Annotated in this window: 14 protein-coding genes; 5 read left to right on the forward strand and 9 right to left on the reverse strand. The window is 74.2% G+C overall.

The window, feature by feature from the left end:
• The first annotated feature begins 145 nt into the window (after window positions 1-145).
• Window positions 146-1,066 carry a PfkB family carbohydrate kinase gene (locus ACGFS9_RS28940; protein WP_393257174.1) on the forward strand — a complete coding sequence of 307 codons (921 nt, stop codon included), beginning with the start codon at window positions 146-148 and terminating at the stop codon, window positions 1,064-1,066.
• Window positions 1,067-1,103: 37 nt separating this feature from the next.
• Here the strand turns inward: ACGFS9_RS28940 and ACGFS9_RS28945 are convergent, their stop codons facing one another.
• Entirely contained in the window at window positions 1,104-2,621 is a 1,518-nt protein-coding gene (locus tag ACGFS9_RS28945; protein WP_393257175.1) for a M1 family metallopeptidase, read from the reverse strand.
• A 212-nt stretch (window positions 2,622-2,833) separates the two neighbouring features.
• Complete coding sequence (locus tag ACGFS9_RS28950; protein ID WP_393257176.1) at window positions 2,834-3,796, reverse strand: FAD-dependent oxidoreductase; 963 nt, start codon at window positions 3,794-3,796, stop codon at window positions 2,834-2,836.
• A gap of 148 nt (window positions 3,797-3,944) precedes the next feature.
• On the opposite strand from ACGFS9_RS28950, the gene ACGFS9_RS28955 reads away from it, so the two are divergent.
• The gene (locus ACGFS9_RS28955; RefSeq protein WP_393257177.1) at window positions 3,945-5,585 is read left to right on the forward strand and encodes an ABC-F family ATP-binding cassette domain-containing protein; all 1,641 of its coding nucleotides are present in this window, start codon (window positions 3,945-3,947) and stop codon (window positions 5,583-5,585) included.
• A gap of 81 nt (window positions 5,586-5,666) precedes the next feature.
• Here the strand turns inward: ACGFS9_RS28955 and ACGFS9_RS28960 are convergent, their stop codons facing one another.
• From ACGFS9_RS28960 to ACGFS9_RS28975, 4 genes are all read right to left on the reverse strand, one after another.
• The gene (locus tag ACGFS9_RS28960) at window positions 5,667-8,036 is read right to left on the reverse strand and encodes a Tex family protein (RefSeq protein ID WP_393257178.1); all 2,370 of its coding nucleotides are present in this window, start codon (window positions 8,034-8,036) and stop codon (window positions 5,667-5,669) included.
• Between the two features lie 126 nt (window positions 8,037-8,162).
• Window positions 8,163-8,294 carry an LPFR motif small protein gene (locus tag ACGFS9_RS28965; RefSeq protein WP_393257179.1) on the reverse strand — a complete coding sequence of 44 codons (132 nt, stop codon included), beginning with the start codon at window positions 8,292-8,294 and terminating at the stop codon, window positions 8,163-8,165.
• Window positions 8,295-8,347: 53 nt separating this feature from the next.
• Window positions 8,348-9,214, reverse strand: a complete 867-nt coding sequence (locus ACGFS9_RS28970; protein ID WP_393257180.1) for a hypothetical protein — start codon at window positions 9,212-9,214, stop codon at window positions 8,348-8,350.
• Window positions 9,215-9,283: 69 nt separating this feature from the next.
• On the reverse strand, window positions 9,284-10,027 hold the full coding sequence (locus tag ACGFS9_RS28975; RefSeq protein ID WP_393257181.1) for an enoyl-CoA hydratase/isomerase family protein: 744 nt from the start codon (window positions 10,025-10,027) through the stop codon (window positions 9,284-9,286).
• A gap of 377 nt (window positions 10,028-10,404) precedes the next feature.
• Here ACGFS9_RS28975 and ACGFS9_RS28980 point away from each other — a divergent pair, with 377 nt between their 5' ends.
• Entirely contained in the window at window positions 10,405-10,908 is a 504-nt protein-coding gene (locus ACGFS9_RS28980) for an ATP-binding protein (RefSeq protein WP_393257187.1), read from the forward strand.
• A gap of 9 nt (window positions 10,909-10,917) precedes the next feature.
• Here the strand turns inward: ACGFS9_RS28980 and idi are convergent, their stop codons facing one another.
• The 3 genes from idi to galE all read right to left on the reverse strand — a co-directional run bounded on the left by idi (window position 10,918) and on the right by galE (window position 13,754).
• Window positions 10,918-11,511: an isopentenyl-diphosphate Delta-isomerase gene (gene idi / locus ACGFS9_RS28985; protein WP_393257182.1), complete on the reverse strand. Its 594-nt coding sequence runs from the start codon at window positions 11,509-11,511 to the stop codon at window positions 10,918-10,920.
• Between the two features lie 153 nt (window positions 11,512-11,664).
• Window positions 11,665-12,603 (reverse strand): cation diffusion facilitator family transporter, encoded by a 939-nt coding sequence (locus ACGFS9_RS28990; protein WP_393257183.1) that lies wholly within the window; start codon window positions 12,601-12,603, stop codon window positions 11,665-11,667.
• Between the two features lie 170 nt (window positions 12,604-12,773).
• Entirely contained in the window at window positions 12,774-13,754 is a 981-nt protein-coding gene (gene galE, locus ACGFS9_RS28995; protein ID WP_393257184.1) for a UDP-glucose 4-epimerase GalE, read from the reverse strand.
• A 319-nt stretch (window positions 13,755-14,073) separates the two neighbouring features.
• Here galE and ACGFS9_RS29000 point away from each other — a divergent pair, with 319 nt between their 5' ends.
• A complete protein-coding gene (locus tag ACGFS9_RS29000; RefSeq protein ID WP_393257188.1) occupies window positions 14,074-15,870 on the forward strand; it encodes a DUF5941 domain-containing protein in 1,797 nt (598 codons plus the stop codon).
• Window positions 15,867-16,378, forward strand: a 512-nt coding sequence (locus tag ACGFS9_RS29005) for a sugar phosphate nucleotidyltransferase (protein WP_393257185.1), incomplete at its 3' end; no start/stop codon positions are given. The genes ACGFS9_RS29000 and ACGFS9_RS29005, both read left to right, overlap by 4 nt.

Genomic DNA, 16,378 nt, shown 5'->3' on the forward strand with positions numbered 1-16,378 from the left:
GGGGCCGCCCGGTGCGGACCGGGCGGCCCCGGCGACCGGCTCCTCCACCGAAGCCCCCCGCAAGGAGTTGCTGCGCCTTGCGCAACTCCTTGCGGCGGCGGCGCGGGCCTGCTTGACTCGCTGCCCGCATCCGACCGGGAGGGTCATGAGCCGCGACATCGACGTCCTCGTCCTCGGCGGGGCGGGCGTGGACACCATCGTGTACGTGCCCGAACTGCCCCTTCGGCACGCCGACAGCCTGATGGTGCGCCCCGGGATCGAGACGCGGGCCGGACAGACCGGCGACTTCGTCGCCCTCGGCCTGCACGCGCTGGGCCTGCGCACCCACCACCTCGACCTGGTCGGCGACGACCCGGAGGGCGATCTCGTCCGGGCCCTGCACCGCGACCGGGGCATCCCGCTCACGGCGGTCCCGCAGCCCGCCGGCACCAAGCGCGCCGTCAACCTCGTCGGCCCCGACGGGCGCCGCCTGTCCCTCTACGACGACACCCGCTCCCGGGACGCCGACCGGCTCCCGGACGAGACCGTCCGCGAGCTGGCCGGGCGGAGCCGGCACGCCCACGTCTCCATCACCCACCCCTGCGCCCACGCCCTGCCGGCCCTCCGGGACGCCGGGGTCACCGTGTCGACCGACCTGCACGACTGGGACGGCGAGAACCCCTACCACGAGCCGTTCGCGTACGCCGCGGACATCGTCTTCGTCTCCACCGCGGCCCTCGCCGATCCCGAGCGGACCATGCGGCACGTCAGGGAGCGGGGCCGGGCCGAGGCGGTCGTCGCCACGGCCGGAGCCGAGGGCGCGTACCTGCTGGCCGGGGACGAGCTGGTGCACGTGCCCGCGGCGGTGCCCCCGGCGCCCGTCGTCGACTCCAACGGGGCCGGGGACGCGTTCGCCGCCGCGTTCCTCTACGGCCGGCTGTCCGGAGAGCCCCTCCACCGCTGCGCCCGCTACGGCACGGTGGCCGGCGCCCACGCGTGCACGGTGCCGTCGACCCGTGTCGAGCCGGTCGGCCCGGACCGGCTGCGCTCCGTGACCGCCGAGCCGGAGCACCGGGCGGGGGCGTGAGAGCCCCGCCCCGTGCCCGGGCCCGGCCGGGGCGCCCTCAGCGGGAGCGAGCCGTGCCCGCGTGGACCGAGTCGGTCGCCGCGATCCGCCCCCACGACGCGGGCCGTCGCACCGAAGCCTCGCCCGCCCCGGCGGACCGGGCGAGGCCGGCGCTCCGCGCCGCCGGCGCCGCGGGCTTCGACGGCTGGAAGAGCCAGGTGTCGAACAGCGCGCCGAGGGACCGTCCGGACACCCGCTCGGCGAACGTCCGGAAGTCGCCGACCGAGGCGTTCTCGTACGCGTGCTCCTTCGGCCACCCCTTCAGCACGGCGAAGAAGGCGTCGTCGCCGATCGCGTTGCGCAGCGCCTGCACCGCCAGCGCGCCCCGGTCGTACACGGCCGCGTCGAACTGGTTCTCCGGCCCGGGGTCGCCCGGCGCCACCGTCCAGAACGCGTCGCCCGCCGGATGGGAGGCGTACGTGTAGTCCGCCAGCTCCTGCGCGGTGCCCTCCCCTTCGTGCTCCGACCAGAGCCACTGCGCGTACCGCGCGAAGCCCTCGTTGATCCAGATGTCCTTCCAGCCCTTGAGGGACACGTCGTCGCCGTACCACTGGTGCGCCAGCTCGTGCACCACCACGGAGGTGTTGGAGCCGTTGGCGAACTGCCGCGGGCTGTAGTACACCCGCGTCTGCGTCTCCAGCGCGTACCCCGTCGTGGTGGCGGGGACGTAGCCGCCCGCGGAGGCGAACGGATACGGCCCGAAGTAGCCGCTCAGCCAGTCGACCAGCTCGCCGGTGCGCTCCACACCGGCGCGGGCCGCCCCGGCGTTGTCGCCGAGGTCCTTGCTGTAGGCGTTGAGGACCGGCACGCCGCCCTCGGACGTGCCGGTCGTGATGTCGAACCTGCCGACCGCGAGCGTGGTGAGGTAGGTGGCCTGCGGCTTGTTCGACCGCCAGGTGTAGCGGGTCCAGCCCAGCCGTGAACTCGTCGACTGGAGCGTGCCGTTGGAGATGGCCTGGGTGCCGTCCGGGACGGCGACCGACACGTCGAACGTCGCCTTGTCGAGCGGGTGGTCGTTGCTCGGGAACCACCACCACGCCGACTCCGGCTCGTCCGCCGCGACGGCGCCGTCCGGCGTCCGGTGCCAGGTGGAGAAGCCGTACGCCGACTTCGTGGACGGCACGCCGCTGTAGCGGACGACGACCGTCATCGGCGTGCCCTCGGCGAGCGGCCGGGCCGGGGTGATCTCCAGTTCGTGCTCGCCGGAGGTGGCGAAGGACGCCTTCGCGCCGTTGACCCGTACCTCGCTCACGTCGAGCAGGAAGTCCAGATCGAACCGGGACAGGTCCTGCGTGGTCGTCGCCAGGAGGGTCGCCGTGCCCGCGAGTTCGTCCGTGCGCGGCTGGTAGGTGAGCCGCAGGTCGTAGTGGGAGACGTCGTATCCGCCGTTGCCGTACGCCGGGTAGTAGGGGTCGCCGATGCCCGGTGCTCCCGGGACGTGGTCCGCCGCCGACGCCGGGATCGCCAGCAGCAGGGAGGCGGCCAGGGCGCCCGGGACGATGAGTCTGCGGTGCACGTGAGCTCCAAGTCGTGGGGGGCGGTGAGGTCGGTCCGGAGCCCATTGAGTCCCCGCGCTCCCCGTCGTGTCCACGGCCACCCCCGTCACACGATCGCCATTCGGCCGTCTCGCGACCTCCGCCCCACCCGCCGCCGGAATCCGCCTTCGCCGCCCGGTCGCAGCCGAGCGCACCCGGCGCCGGGGGAGCGCGGCTGGCCCGCGCCTCCTCCTCAGCGGGCGGCGGTCGGGTCCGCGAGCCGCGCGGCCTCCCGCGCGCAGCCCCAGGCCACCGTGACCCCGCCGCCCCCGTGGCCGTAGTTGTGCACCAGCACGCTCCCGTCGGGCCGCTCCGTGCGCTCCAGCCGGACCCGGTCCCGCACCGGCCGCAGCCCCACCCGGTGGCCGAGCACCCGCGCCCCGGCCAGTTCGGGCCGCAGCGCCGCGCACCGGCCGACGATCGCCGCCGCCGCGTCCGGGTCGGGAGCGAGCGACCAGTCGTCCTCGTCGGTGGTGCCGCCGAGGACCAGCCGGCCCGGCTGCGGGAAGACGTACGCCGTGGTCCCCGCGACCGGGTCGGTGGCGACGATCCAGTCCCGGACGCCGGGGTTCTCCACGAGGACGAGCTGCCCGCGGACCGGCCTGACGGAGGCGTCCGGGACGAGAGAACGGGCGCCCAGCCCGGTGCAGTTGACGACCACCGGGGCCCGCACGCCGGCCAGGTCCGTCACCGTCCGCTCCTCGATCGCGCCGCCCGCCCGCAGCAGCCGGTCCTGAAGCAGCCGCAGATGCACGGGCATGTCGATCAGCGGCAGCCGCGCGCGCAGCGCGGTCCCCGGGTACTCGTCCGCCGTCGCCGCGCGCAGCCCCGGCACCCGGGCCGCCCAGTCGCCCAGCTCGTCGAGGGAGGTCCCGCCCAGCACCCCGTCGACCAGGCGCACCCCCGTCTCCTCGGGCCGCTCCGCCAGCTCCTCGTAGACGGCGAGGGAGGTCAGCGCCCACGTCCGGGCGAGCGCCCGCGGGGCGATCCGGTACGGCCACCACAGCGCTCCGGCGACCGCCGAGGTGGTGCGCCCCGCGGGCTCCCGCGTCCACACCCGGACCCGGCGTCCCGCCTCGGCCAGCACCACGGCCGTCGTCAGGCCGACGACCCCGCCGCCGACCACGATCACCTCGTCGTTCCCGGCCTGCTCCATACGGCGACGCTAGCGGACGAGGGGACACCGGGGGCACCCCGTCCCCGGCCCGGTCCGCGGGCGGCCGGGGACGCCGGCCCCACCCGTCGCGGGGGCGTCCGGACCGGCGGCGCCGGCGGCGGCGCGGGGCCGTTAAAATCGCCCCCTGATGACAGCCACCCTCGTCGCCAAGAACCTCACCGCCGGACACGGCGACCGCTCCCTCTTCGCCGGACTCGACCTCGTCGTCGCGCCCGGGGACGTGATCGGGCTCGTCGGCGCCAACGGCGCCGGGAAGTCCACCCTGCTGCGCCTCCTCGCCGGCCTCCTCGCCCCGGACTCCGGCGAACTGCGGCTCTCCCCGCCGACCGCGACCGTCGGGCACCTGCCGCAGGAACCGGACCGCCGGGCGGGCGAGACCGTGGGGGAGTTCCTGGCCCGCCGCACCGGCGTCGACGAGGCCCAGCGGGCGATGGACGCGGCGACGCAGGCCCTGGTGGACGGCGCGCCCGGCGCCGACGACGCCTACGCGCTGAGCCTGGAGCGCTGGCTCGGCCTCGGCGGAGCCGATCTGGAGGAGCGCGCCGCGGAGGTCACCGACTCCCTCGGCCTCGGCGTCGGCCTGGACCAGCCCATGACGTCCCTGTCCGGTGGCCAGGCGGCCCGCGCCCAGCTCGCCTCCCTGCTGCTGTCCCGCTACGACGTCTTCCTGCTGGACGAGCCGACCAACGACCTGGACCTGGACGGGCTGGAGCGCCTGGAGCGCTTCGTCTCCGGGCTGCGCGCGGGCACGGTCGTGGTCAGCCACGACCGCGAGTTCCTCACCCGCACCGTCACCAAGGTCCTCGAACTCGACCTGGCGCAGCAGCGGATCACGCTGTACGGCGGCGGCTACGCCGCCTATCTGGAGGAGCGCGACACCGCCCGCCGGCACGCCCGCGAGGACTACGAGGAGTACGCCGACAAGCGGGCCGCCCTGGAGGGCCGGGCCCAGATGCAGCGCTCCTGGATGGACAAGGGCGTCAAGAACGCGCGGCGCAAGGCGGGCGGCGACAACGACAAGATCGGCCGCAAGTTCCGCAGCGAGGCCAGCGAGAAGCAGGCCGCCAAGGCCCGGCAGACCCAGCGCATGATCGAGCGTCTCGACGTCGTCGAGGAGCCGCGCAAGGAGTGGGAGCTGCGCATGGAGATCGCGGCGGCCCCCCGGTCCGGCGCGGTGGTGGCCACGCTGCGCGACGCCGAGGTGCGGCGCGGCGCGTTCACCTTCGGCCCGGCGACCGTCCAGATCGACTGGGCGGACCGGGTCGCCGTCACCGGCGCCAACGGAGCGGGCAAGTCGACCCTGCTGGGCGCCCTGCTCGGCCGGGTCCCGCTCGACGGCGGGCACGCCGTCCTCGGCTCCGGCGTGGTCGTCGGCGAGGTGGACCAGGCCCGCAAGCTCTTCCACGGCCCGGAGTCGCTGATGGCCGCCTTCGGCGAAGCCGTGCCGGACGCCGAACCCGCCGACGTGCGCACCCTGCTCGCCAAGTTCGGGCTCAAGGCGGACCACGTGCTGCGCCCGGCGGCCACCCTCTCCCCGGGCGAGCGCACCCGCGCCGCCCTCGCCCTCCTCCAGGGCCGGGGCGTCAACCTGCTGGTCCTGGACGAGCCGACCAACCACCTCGACCTGCCCGCCATCGAGCAGCTGGAGTCGGCCCTGGACTCCTACGCGGGCACGCTGCTGCTGGTCACCCACGACCGCCGCATGCTGGACGCCGTGCGCACCACCCGCCGCCTGGAGGTCGCCGACGGCAAGGTGACCGAGCGCTGATCCGAGCCGGCCGGCACCCGGGGGAACCGGACCGGCCGGCCGGCGGGCCAGTCCCCGCCGGCCGGCCGCCGAGGCCCGGTCTCAGCCCCGCCGGCCGCCCTGGGCGCCGCCCAGTCCGGCACGCCGCAGGGCGTCCGCCATCGCGCTGTTGGCGGGCGCGGGCGCCTGCCGGGTGCCGGCGCCCGAGCGACCGCCGCCCTGGCGCTGCTGCCGCGGCGGACGCCCGCCGCCCTTCCGGGGCCGCTCCGAGCCCTCGGCCGCCGGGGCGGCCGCCTCGTCGTCCAGCCGCAGCGTCAGCGAGATCCGCTTGCGCGGGACGTCGACGTCGAGGACCTTCACCTTGACGATGTCGCCCGGCTTGACCACGTCCCGCGGGTCCTTGACGAACGTCCGGGACATCGCGGAGACGTGCACGAGCCCGTCCTGGTGGACCCCGACGTCCACGAAGGCGCCGAACGCGGCCACGTTGGTGACGACTCCCTCCAGCACCATCCCGGACTCCAGGTCGGAGATCTTCTCGACGCCGTCCTTGAAGGTGGCCGTCCTGAACGCCGGCCGCGGGTCGCGCCCCGGCTTCTCCAGCTCCCGGATGATGTCCGTGACGGTCGGAAGACCGAACGTCTCGTCGACGTACTCGGCGGGCTTCAGCGAACGCAGCACCCCCGTGTTGCCGATGAGCGAGGCGACCTCGCCGCCCGCCGCCTTCACCATCCGCCGCACCACGGGGTAGGCCTCGGGGTGCACGCTGGAGGCGTCCAGCGGGTCGTCGCCGCCCCGGATGCGCAGGAACCCGGCGCACTGCTCGTACGCCTTCGGGCCGAGCCGGGGGACGTTCTTGAGCGCCTTGCGCGAGGTGAAGGGGCCGTTCGCGTCGCGGTGCGCCACGATGTTCTCCGCCAGGCCGGAGGTGACGCCGGAGACCCGCGCCAGCAGCGGGGCCGACGCGGTGTTCACGTCCACCCCGACGCCGTTCACACAGTCCTCGACCACCGCGTCCAGCGACCGGGACAGCTTCACCTCGGACAGGTCGTGCTGGTACTGGCCGACACCGATGGACTTCGGGTCGATCTTCACGAGTTCGGCCAGCGGGTCCTGCAGGCGCCGGGCGATGGAGACGGCACCGCGCAACGACACGTCCATGTCGGGCAGTTCCTGCGAGGCGAACGCCGACGCGGAGTACACCGACGCCCCCGCCTCGGACACCATCACCTTCGTGAGCTTCAGCTCGGGGTGCCGGGCGATCAGCTCCCCGGCGAGCTTGTCGGTCTCGCGGGACGCCGTGCCGTTGCCGATCGCGACCAGGTCGACCGCGTGCTCGGCGGCGAGCCGGGCGAGCTTGGCGAGGGCCTCGTCCCAGCGGTTGGCCGGCACGTGCGGGTGGATCACGTCCGTGGCGACGACCTTGCCGGTCGCGTCCACGACGGCGACCTTCACCCCCGTGCGGAAGCCGGGGTCCAGGCCCAGCGTCGCCCGCGTGCCCGCCGGAGCGGCGAGCAGCAGGTCCCGCAGGTTGGCCGCGAAGACGTTCACCGCCTCGTCCTCCGCGGCGGTGCGCAGCCGCAGCCGCACGTCGATCCCGAGGTGCACGAGGATGCGGGTGCGCCAGGCCCAGCGCGCGGTGTCCGTCAGCCACTTGTCGCCGGGACGGCCGCGGTCGGCGATCCCGAAGCGGTGGGCGACGATCCCCTCGTACGACGAGGGGCCGTCCGTCGCCTCCTCGGGCTCCAGGACGAGGTCGAGCACCTCCTCCTTCTCCCCGCGCAGCATCGCGAGGACCCGGTGCGAGGGCAGCTCCTTGAAGGGCTCAGCGAAGTCGAAGTAGTCGGCGAACTTGGCGCCCGACTCCTCCTTGCCGGGCCGCACCGTCGCGGCCAGCCGGCCGCGCACCCACATCCGCTCGCGCAGCTCGCCGATGAGGTCCGCGTCCTCCGAGAACCGCTCGGTGAGGATGGCCCGGGCGCCGTCGAGCGCCGCCTGCGGGTCGGCGACTCCCTTGTCGGCGTCGACGAAGGCGGAGGCCGCCGCGAGCGGCTCCACCGACGGGTCGCCGAGCAGTCCGTCGGCCAGCGGCTGCAGACCGGCCTCGCGGGCGATCTGCGCCTTGGTGCGCCGCTTGGGCTTGAACGGGAGGTAGATGTCCTCCAGGCGCGCCTTGGTCTCGGCGCCCCTGATCCGCGCCTCCACCTCGTCGCTGAGCTTGCCCTGCTCGCGCACCGAGTCGAGGATCGCGGCGCGCCGCTCCTCCAGCTCCCGCAGATAGCGCAGCCGCTCCTCGAGCGTGCGCAGCTGCGCGTCGTCGAGCATCTCGGTCGCTTCCTTGCGGTAGCGGGCGATGAAGGGAACGGTCGAGCCGCCGTCGAGCAAGTCGACGGCGGCTCTGACCTGCCGCTCCCGTACGCCGAGTTCCTCGGCGATCCTGCCTTCGATGGACCCTACGAGGGGTGTCGTCACGATCCCGTACCGCCTTCTCCACTGGGGTTGCGCGGCAATTGTGGCAGGTGACGCCGACAACGGGGGATCAGGGCGGCCTCGGGGCGCTCGCGCGCCGCGGACCGGAGCCGGCCGCGGCGCCCCGCGTCACGCCTTGCCGGTCCGTGCGGAGCCGGACGCCCCGCCGAACAGCCGGGCCAGGGCCCGGAAGGGCAGGGTCACGACCGTGGCGATCGCCCCGCCGATCTGACGCAGGACGTCCGCTATGGCTCGCAGCATGTCTCGTTCCCCTTTCGTCGCCCGGCACCGATCACCGGGGACATCCGGGTACCTCAGTTCTTGCCGATCATGTCTGCGGGAAAGGCTCCGTTGGCGAACGCCGTCGTCAGCAGGCCCTTCACGATCCCGGTCAGCCGCTCCACCCCGGCCGCGCCGAGGTGCTCGTAGGGGGCGAGGTCCAGGCGGTCCGTGCGGGCCTCGACGTCCTGCCGCAGCGCCGCGCCCGCCGGTGTCAACTCGCCCGCTTCGTCCAGCAGTCCGCGCTCGCGCAGCCGGCCGGAGGCCGCCTCCCAGTCCTGCCGCGACCAGCCGCGGGTGCCCAGCGCCCACTTCGGTGCCATGCCCCTGCCGGTCGCGGTGTGGCTCACCAGGGCCTCCACCGGGTCCAGCCCGGCGTCGAGCAGGGCGGCGAGGTGGCCGTCCCCGCGGTGCTCGCGCAGCAGGGTCGCCGCGTGCCACAGGGCCAGGTGCGGTGCCTTCGGCACCGGGAGGTCGGCGTGTGCCGCGTACAGGGCGCGGGCCGACGGGTCGCAGGCCTCCGCCGCGCGCAGGGCGAGCCGCGCGGCCTCGGCCACCTCCTCAGAGGCGACGAGGTCCTCGCCGAGCAGCCGCCTCAGCGTCGCGTCCACGGCCCGCAGGCGGGCCGCGAGGACGGTCTCCGGCGCGGCCTTCTCCCATACGGCGGGCACGTGCTCGGCCACCAGCGTGTGCCGGAAGTTGTAGAACGTCGCCGTCACCGTGCCGGCGCCCACGGCGCCCATCGCGGCGGCCCGCGCGGCGAAGTACGCGCCCCGCTCGTCCGCGATGCCCACGGCGGCCATCTCGCGTCCCAGGTCGGGCGAGAAGTAGTGCGTCGAGTGCAGCGGGTTGAGGACGTTGTGGCAGCGGCGCCCGGCGCGCTCCGGCAGTGGAGTGGTCATACCCGGCACCTTACCGACTGGTCGGTACGCCGTGAACCGGGTCGGCCGGGTCGGCCGGGGCGAGCGGGCTCAGGGGGTCCAGGTGAACCGCGGCCGCCTGCGCTCCAGGAAGGCGGCGACGCCCTCGGCGGTGTCGCCGCCGCCGAGCGCCTGGGCCGCCCAGTGCGCGTCCCGGTCGGTGCGCCCGTCCGCGAACTCCTTCGCGGCGGCCTGCGTGAGCAGGGAGCGCGTGGCCAGCGTGCGTGTGAAGTCCCGGACGCGCTCGTCGAGTTCGCCCTCCGGCAGCACCTCGTCCACCAGGCCGGTGCGCAGGGCCCGCCGCGTGTCGATCAACTCGCCGGAGAAGAGCAGGTACTTGGCGGTGGACGGGCCGACCAGGGAGGTCAGCCGGCGGGTGGAGGAGGCCGGGTAGACGATGCCGAGCTTCGCCGGGGTCACGCCGAACAGTGCGCCCTCCTGGGCGAACCGCAGGTCGCAGGCCGCCGCCAACTGGGCGCCTCCGCCCACGCAGTGGCCGCGGACCGCGGCGAGCGTCGGCTTCGGGAACGCGGCGAGCGCCTCCTCGGCGAGCACGGCGAGCGACTGGGCCTCCTGCGGCGACCGGCGCAGCGTGGAGATGTCGGCCCCCGCGCAGAACGTGTCGCCGGCACCGGTGAGCACCAGCGCGTGCACGTCCCGGCGGCCGTTCAGCGCGTCCAGCAGGGGCGGCAGGGCCCGCCACATGGCGGTCGTCATGGCGTTCCGCTTGGCGGGGTGGTGGATCACGACGGTGGCGACGCCGTCGTCGACCCGGTGGGACAGCTGGGGCTCCATGGGCCGGATGGTATCCGCCGCCCGCCGGGCGCCCCGAGGCGGCCGGGAGGGGTGCCGGGGTGTGCGGACGGCACCGGTCCGGACGGCGTGGACCGGCAGCCGGGGGAAGGGGGGCGCGGCGCGGCACGGGGCCCGTAGGAGGCGGCGTGCGGGGGAGGGCGTCATTCAGGTCACCTCCCGGACATACCCGTACAAGCCGAAGAGTTCGGAAGGAGACGTGAAAGGAGCGGAAGGCGTCGTGGAAGCGACAGCATCGAGCACAGGCGGTCGGAAGGCGTCGATAGGAGCTGACTTCTGTTCAGTTCTTCGGCACGGACCAGCGCGTTACCAACACTCGACGTGTGGTGACAATCGAGCGCAAGGGTGGCGACCGGACGATGGAGAACGCCGGGCGGGGGGCCGGCCCGACCCCCGAGGGCGGAGGCGGAACTCCCGGCGTCACAACGCCGGCCCCGCTGCCGTACGAGGGAGTGTGGCGGTTCACCGCGCCCGCGGTCGACGCCTCGGTGCCGCAGGCCCGGCACGCCGTCCGCGACCTGCTCCTGCGCCAGGGGGTTCCGGTCGCGGACGACGTCGTCCAGGGACTGCTGCTGATCATTTCCGAACTGGTCACGAACGCGGTCCGGCACGCGGCGCTGCTGTCGCCGATGCTCGCGGTCGAGGTGGCCGTCGGAGCCGAGTGGGTCCGGGTGTCCGTCGAGGACAACCATCCCTACCGTCCGACCGCCCTGGAGGCCGACCACGGCCAGACCGGCGGCCGGGGACTGCTGCTGGTGCGCGAGGTCACCCGGGAGGCTGGCGGCGTGTGTGACGTCGAGCACACCGCGAGCGGCGGCAAGGTGATCTGGGCCGCCCTGCCGCTCGCCCCCGGAGTCGTGTAGCGCTCCGGTCTACCAGCCGGCGGACGGGCCCGTCAGCTCCCGGACCGCCGGACGGGCCGCGTCCAGCACGGTCGTGAACCACGCCGAGAACGGGTCCGCGGCGTGCCGCTCGGCCAGCTCGGCGGCGGTCACGAAGGCCGTCGAGGCGACCTCCTCGGGGTCGGGCCGCGGTACGGACTGCACCATGCCGACGAAGAGGTGGTTGTACTCCTGCTCCACCAGGCCCGAGTCCGGGTCCGGGTGGTTGTAGCGGACCGTTCCCGCCTCCGCGAGCAGCGTCGGCGACACGCCCAGCTCCTCGAACGTGCGCCGGGCCGCCGCGGCGAACGGCGCCTCGCCCGGAGAGGGGTGGCCGCAGCAGGTGTTGGACCAGACGCCGGGGGAGTGGTACTTGCCGTGGGCGCGCTGCTGGAGGAGCAGGCGGCCCTGCTCGTCGAAGAGGAACACCGAGAACGCCCGGTGCAACTGCCCGGGCGCCTGGTGGGCGGCCAGCTTCTCCGCCGTACCGATCGTGGTGCCGTCCTCGTCGACCAGTTCCAGCAAGATCGGTTCAACGGTGCCGTTCGACGAGGTGTGCGTCGCGGTGGCAGGTGTGATCGGCATACCCATCCTTAGCATCGGTCTTCGGGTCCCAAGTCTGCCGTACGAAACCGGCACTCCCGGCACTTCGCGGCTTCCGCATGTCCCGCCCCGCGCTCCGCGGCGGGGTGGCGCGGAGCGCGGGGCGTCGAGGGACGACGGAGGAGGGCGGAGCGCTCAGTGGCAGAGCTTCGCCTCGTGCTCCGCGTGACCGCCCGGCTCCAGCTGGAAGGTGCAGTGCTCCACGTCGAAGTGGACGCCCAGGCAGCCCTGGAGTTCGTGGAGCACCTTCTCGTGCCCCGTCGCGTTCAGCACGTCGGAGCTGACGACCACGTGCGCGGAGAGCACCGGCATGCCCGAGGTGATGGTCCAGGCGTGCAGGTCGTGCACGTCCTCGACGCCGTCGAGCGCCAGGATGTGGGCGCGCACCTCCGCCATGTCGACGCCCTTGGGAGCCGCCTCCAGCAGCACCTCCAGCGTCTCGTGCAGCAGCTTCCAGGTGCGCGGGACGATCATCAGGGCGATCGCGAGCGAGGCGATGGGGTCCGCGGCCTGCCAGCCCGTGGTCATGATGACCACGGCCGCGACGATGACCGCCACCGAGCCCAGCGCGTCGGCCGCGACCTCCAGGAAGGCTCCGCGCACGTTCAGGCTCTCCTTCTGCCCGCGCATCAGCAGCACCAGCGACACCGAGTTGGCGACCAGGCCGATCGCGCCGAACACGATGGCGAGGCCGCCTTGGGTGTCGGCGGGCGTCACGAACCGCTGGATCGCCTCGACGAGCACGTAGCCGCCGACGACGAGCAGCAGCAGGCAGTTGGCGAGCGCCGCCAGGATCTCGGCGCGCGCCAGGCCGAACGTGCGGTTGCGGCTGGCCGGACGCCCGGCGAAGTGGATCGCCAGCAGGGCCATCCCGAGCCCCAGCGCGTCCGTCGCCATGTGCGCCGCGTCCGCGACCAGCGCCAGCGAGTCGGCGAGCAGGCCGCCGAGGATCTCGACGACCATGACGGTGAGCGTGATGCCCAGGGCGACGCGCAGCCTCCCGCGGTACGCGGCCGTCGCCGTGCCCGTCGGGGGAGCGCCGTGCGCGTGCCCGTGGTCGTGCCCAGCCCCCATGGAAAGCCGCCTCCCGCGTCGCCTTGCGAAACCGTCGAAAACGTGGCGGAACACCGGTTCCGCCGTCACAGTCAACTACGGGCACCGGGCACCGGGCAACGCGGCACTGAACACCGTTGTCATATGCTCTGACCTGCGAAAACGATACGCAGGTCAGAGCCTTGGCGCGATCAGCCGACGCCGGTTGCCCGATGGTGGTGCCGCCAGCCCCGCCACGCCGACTCGACCATCTCGGCGACCTCCCGCCGGGCGCTCCAGCCGAGTTCCTCGCCCGCCAGGGCCGCCGAGGCCACCGCGCGCGGCGCGTCCCCGGGCCGGCGCGGCTCGACCACCGGCTGCCGGGTGTCGCCGGTCACCTCGGCGACGAGGGCCATCAGCTCCCGCACCGAGACGCCCCGGCCGCTGCCGATGTTCACCGTCAGGTCGCCGCTCGCGCCGCCGGTCAGCCGGCGGGCCGCGGCGAGGTGCGCCTCGGCGAGGTCGCAGACGTGGAGGTAGTCGCGGACGGCGGTGCCGTCCGGGGTCGGGTAGTCGTCGCCGAAGATCCGCGGGGCCTCGCCCCGGGTGAGCCGGTCGAACACCATCGGGATGATGTTGAACACGCCGGTGTCGGCCAGCTCGGGGGAGGCGGCGCCCGCCACGTTGAAGTAGCGCAGGCACACGGTCGCGATGCCGTGCGCGCGTCCCGCCGCCCGCACCAGCCACTCGCCGGCGAGCTTCGTCTCGCCGTAGGGGCTCATCGGGGCGCAGGCGGTGTCCTCCGTGATCGGATCCGCGTCGGGGTTGCCGTAGACGGCGGCCGACGAGGAGAACACGAAGCGCCGTACGCCCGCCCCGGCGACCGCCTCCAGCAGCGTGGCGAGGCCGCCCACGTTCTCCTGGTAGTAGCGCGTCGGCTCGGCCACCGACTCGCCGACCTGCTTGCGCGCCGCCAGGTGCACCACACCCGTGACCGCGTGCTCGGCGAGGACCCGCTTGAGCAGGTCCCCGTCCAGCGACGACCCCTGCACGAGCGGGATGCCCGGCGGGAGCCGGTCCGCGACGCCGGAGGAGAGGTCGTCCAGGGCGACGACGCGCTCCCCGGCCTCCGCCATCGCCCGCGCCACATGGGCCCCGATGTATCCGGCTCCGCCGGTGATCAGCCATGTCATGGACGCCCACCCTATGCCGGTCGCGGACGGTGTCCGCCCTGCCCCGCTCCGGGGGCTGCGCGGGGTCTCGGGCGGCATGCCGGGAATGCTCCGGTCTGCGGTCGCGGGTTTGTGGCCGGGGACCGCGATCCCCGATGATGATCGCTGCACGGCGGGCCCGGCGGCGGCCGAGCGCTCCGTGAACGGGCGGTGAACACCGGCTTCCGTTCATCCGATAGCCTCTGCCGACACGCCGCCCGGGCCGCCTCGCAGGCCGGGGGCCTTCCCACCACGCACATGCCCGGCGCCAGGCCGCGCCGGTACCCAGGGAGTGAGTTCGCTGTCGACCGCCATCCTCACCGGCCAGCCGGTCCCCGGATCGTCGCTCGAAGGCGATCTGCGGTCGCTCGGCTTCGACGTGCGGCTCGCCTCCGACGCGGGTGAGACCGAGACCCTGCTCGCCGCGGTGCCGGCCGGTGAGCGGGTCGCCGTCGTCGACACCCGGTTCGTGGGACACCGGCACGCCCTGCGCCTGGGCCTCACCGATCCCCGCTTCGCCGCCTCCGCGCTCCCCGGCGCGGTGTCCGTGCAGCCCGAGGCGCGCCGAGCGCTGACCCGGGCCCTGGCCCGGGAGAGCTCCGCGAGCGGCGGCCTCGCCGTCACCACCGAGAACCTCGCCCACCGGCTCGCCGCGGCCCTCGACGCCGACGACGTCGCCGTGCACCGCCCGGACCTCGGCACCCTGGTCGCCGTCGTCCCGGCCGACCCGCAGGAGCGCAACGAGGCCCGCCAGGCCGTCTCCGCCGTGGACGACGAGGCGGTCCGGCTGCGCAGCGCGGTCAAGGCCCGCGACGGCTTCTTCACCACCTACTGCATCAGCCCCTACTCCCGCTACCTCGCGCGCTGGTGCGCCCGCCGCGGCCTGACCCCGAACCAGGTCACCACCGCGTCGCTCGTCACCGCGCTGATCGCCGCGGGCTGCGCCGCCACCGGCACGCGCCCCGGGTACGTGGCCGCCGGACTGCTCCTCCTCTTCTCCTTCGTCCTGGACTGCACGGACGGGCAGCTCGCCCGCTACTCCCTGCAGTACTCCACGCTCGGCGCCTGGCTGGACGCGACCTTCGACCGCGCCAAGGAGTACGCCTACTACGCGGGCCTCGCGCTCGGCGCGGCCCGCGGCGGCGACGACGTGTGGGCCCTCGCCCTCGGCGCGATGGTCCTCCAGACCTGCCGGCACGTCGTGGACTTCTCCTTCAACGAGGCGAACCACGACGCCACCGCCAACACCAGCCCCACCGCCGCCCTCTCCGGCAGGCTCGACAGCGTCGGCTGGACGGTCTGGGTGCGCCGGATGATCGTGCTGCCCATCGGCGAGCGCTGGGCGATGATCGCCGTGCTCACGGCGTTCACGACCCCCCGCATCACCTTCTACGCGCTGCTGGCGGGCTGCGCCTTCGCCGCCGCCTACACCACCGCCGGCCGGGTGCTGCGCTCGCTGACCCGCAGGGCCCGCCGCACCGACCGCGCCGCGCGCGCCCTGGCCGACCTCACCGACTCCGGACCGCTCGCGGAGCTGCTGACCCGCGCCGCCCGCCAGATCCCCGGCCGGGCGCCCGCCGCCGTGGCCCTGGCCGCCGGGGCGATCGTCGTGATCTGCGCCGCACTCGCCCCCTACGGAGACTGGTGGCCGGTCCTCGGTGCCGCGGTGTACGTCCTGCTGTCCCCGGCCGCCTTGCTCAGGCCCCTGAAAGGCGCCCTGGACTGGCTGGTTCCGCCGATCTACCGCGCGGCGGAGTACCTCACCGTCCTCTTCCTCGCGGCCCGCGCGGACGTGAACGGAGCCCTTCCGGCGGCTTTCGGACTGGTGGCCGCGGTCGCCTACCATCACTACGACACGGTGTACCGCATCCGCGGAAACGCCGGTGCCCCGCCGCGATGGCTGGTGCGGGCGACCGGCGGGCACGAGGGCAGGACGCTGCTCGTCACCGTCCTGGCCGCGCTGCTCGGCGCCGCACAGTTCAAGGTCGCGCTCACGGTCCTCGCCGTGGCCGTGGCGCTGCTGGTGCTCATCGAGAGCATCCGTTTCTGGGTGTCCTCCGGGGCACCCGCCGTACACGATGAAGGAGAACCCGCATGATCGGCCTCGTGCTGGCGGCCGGCGCCGGACGGCGTCTGCGTCCCTACACCGACACGCTGCCCAAGGCGCTGGTGCCGGTGGGTCCGGAGGGGGCGGAGGACTCGATCACGGTCCTGGACCTGACGCTGGGGAACTTCGCGGAGATCGGCCTGAAGGAGGTCGGCGTGATCGTCGGCTACCGCAAGGAGGCCGTGTACGACCGGAAGGCGGCGCTGGAGGAGAAGTACGGTCTGTCGATCACGCTGATCGACAACGACAAGGCCGAGGAGTGGAACAACGCCTACTCGCTGTGGTGCGGCCGGGAGGCGTTGAAGGACGGCGTGATCCTGGCGAACGGTGACACGGTGCACCCGGTCTCCGTGGAGCGGACGCTGCTGGCGGCGCGGGGCGAGGGCAGGAGGATCATTCTTGCTCTGGACACGGTGAAGGACCTCGCCGACGAGGAGATGAAGGTCGTCGTGGACCCGGAGACGGGTGTCCGCAGGATCACGAAGCTGATGGATCCGGC

The organism is Streptomyces sp. NPDC048566 (genome assembly GCF_043199735.1).
Taxonomy (GTDB): Bacteria; Actinomycetota; Actinomycetes; order Streptomycetales; family Streptomycetaceae; genus Streptomyces.

Coding starts and splice junctions, on each gene's coding strand:
- ACGFS9_RS28940 (WP_393257174.1), top strand. CDS start 146: ATGAGCCGCGACATCGACGTCCTCGTCCTCGGCGGGGCGGGCGTGGAC.
- ACGFS9_RS28950 (WP_393257176.1), bottom strand. CDS start 3,796: ATGGAGCAGGCCGGGAACGACGAGGTGATCGTGGTCGGCGGCGGGGTC.
- ACGFS9_RS28955 (WP_393257177.1), top strand. CDS start 3,945: ATGACAGCCACCCTCGTCGCCAAGAACCTCACCGCCGGACACGGCGAC.
- ACGFS9_RS28965 (WP_393257179.1), bottom strand. CDS start 8,294: ATGCTGCGAGCCATAGCGGACGTCCTGCGTCAGATCGGCGGGGCGATC.
- ACGFS9_RS28970 (WP_393257180.1), bottom strand. CDS start 9,214: ATGACCACTCCACTGCCGGAGCGCGCCGGGCGCCGCTGCCACAACGTC.
- ACGFS9_RS28975 (WP_393257181.1), bottom strand. CDS start 10,027: ATGGAGCCCCAGCTGTCCCACCGGGTCGACGACGGCGTCGCCACCGTC.
- ACGFS9_RS28980 (WP_393257187.1), top strand. CDS start 10,405: ATGGAGAACGCCGGGCGGGGGGCCGGCCCGACCCCCGAGGGCGGAGGC.
- idi (WP_393257182.1), bottom strand. CDS start 11,511: ATGCCGATCACACCTGCCACCGCGACGCACACCTCGTCGAACGGCACC.
- ACGFS9_RS28990 (WP_393257183.1), bottom strand. CDS start 12,603: ATGGGGGCTGGGCACGACCACGGGCACGCGCACGGCGCTCCCCCGACG.
- galE (WP_393257184.1), bottom strand. CDS start 13,754: ATGACATGGCTGATCACCGGCGGAGCCGGATACATCGGGGCCCATGTG.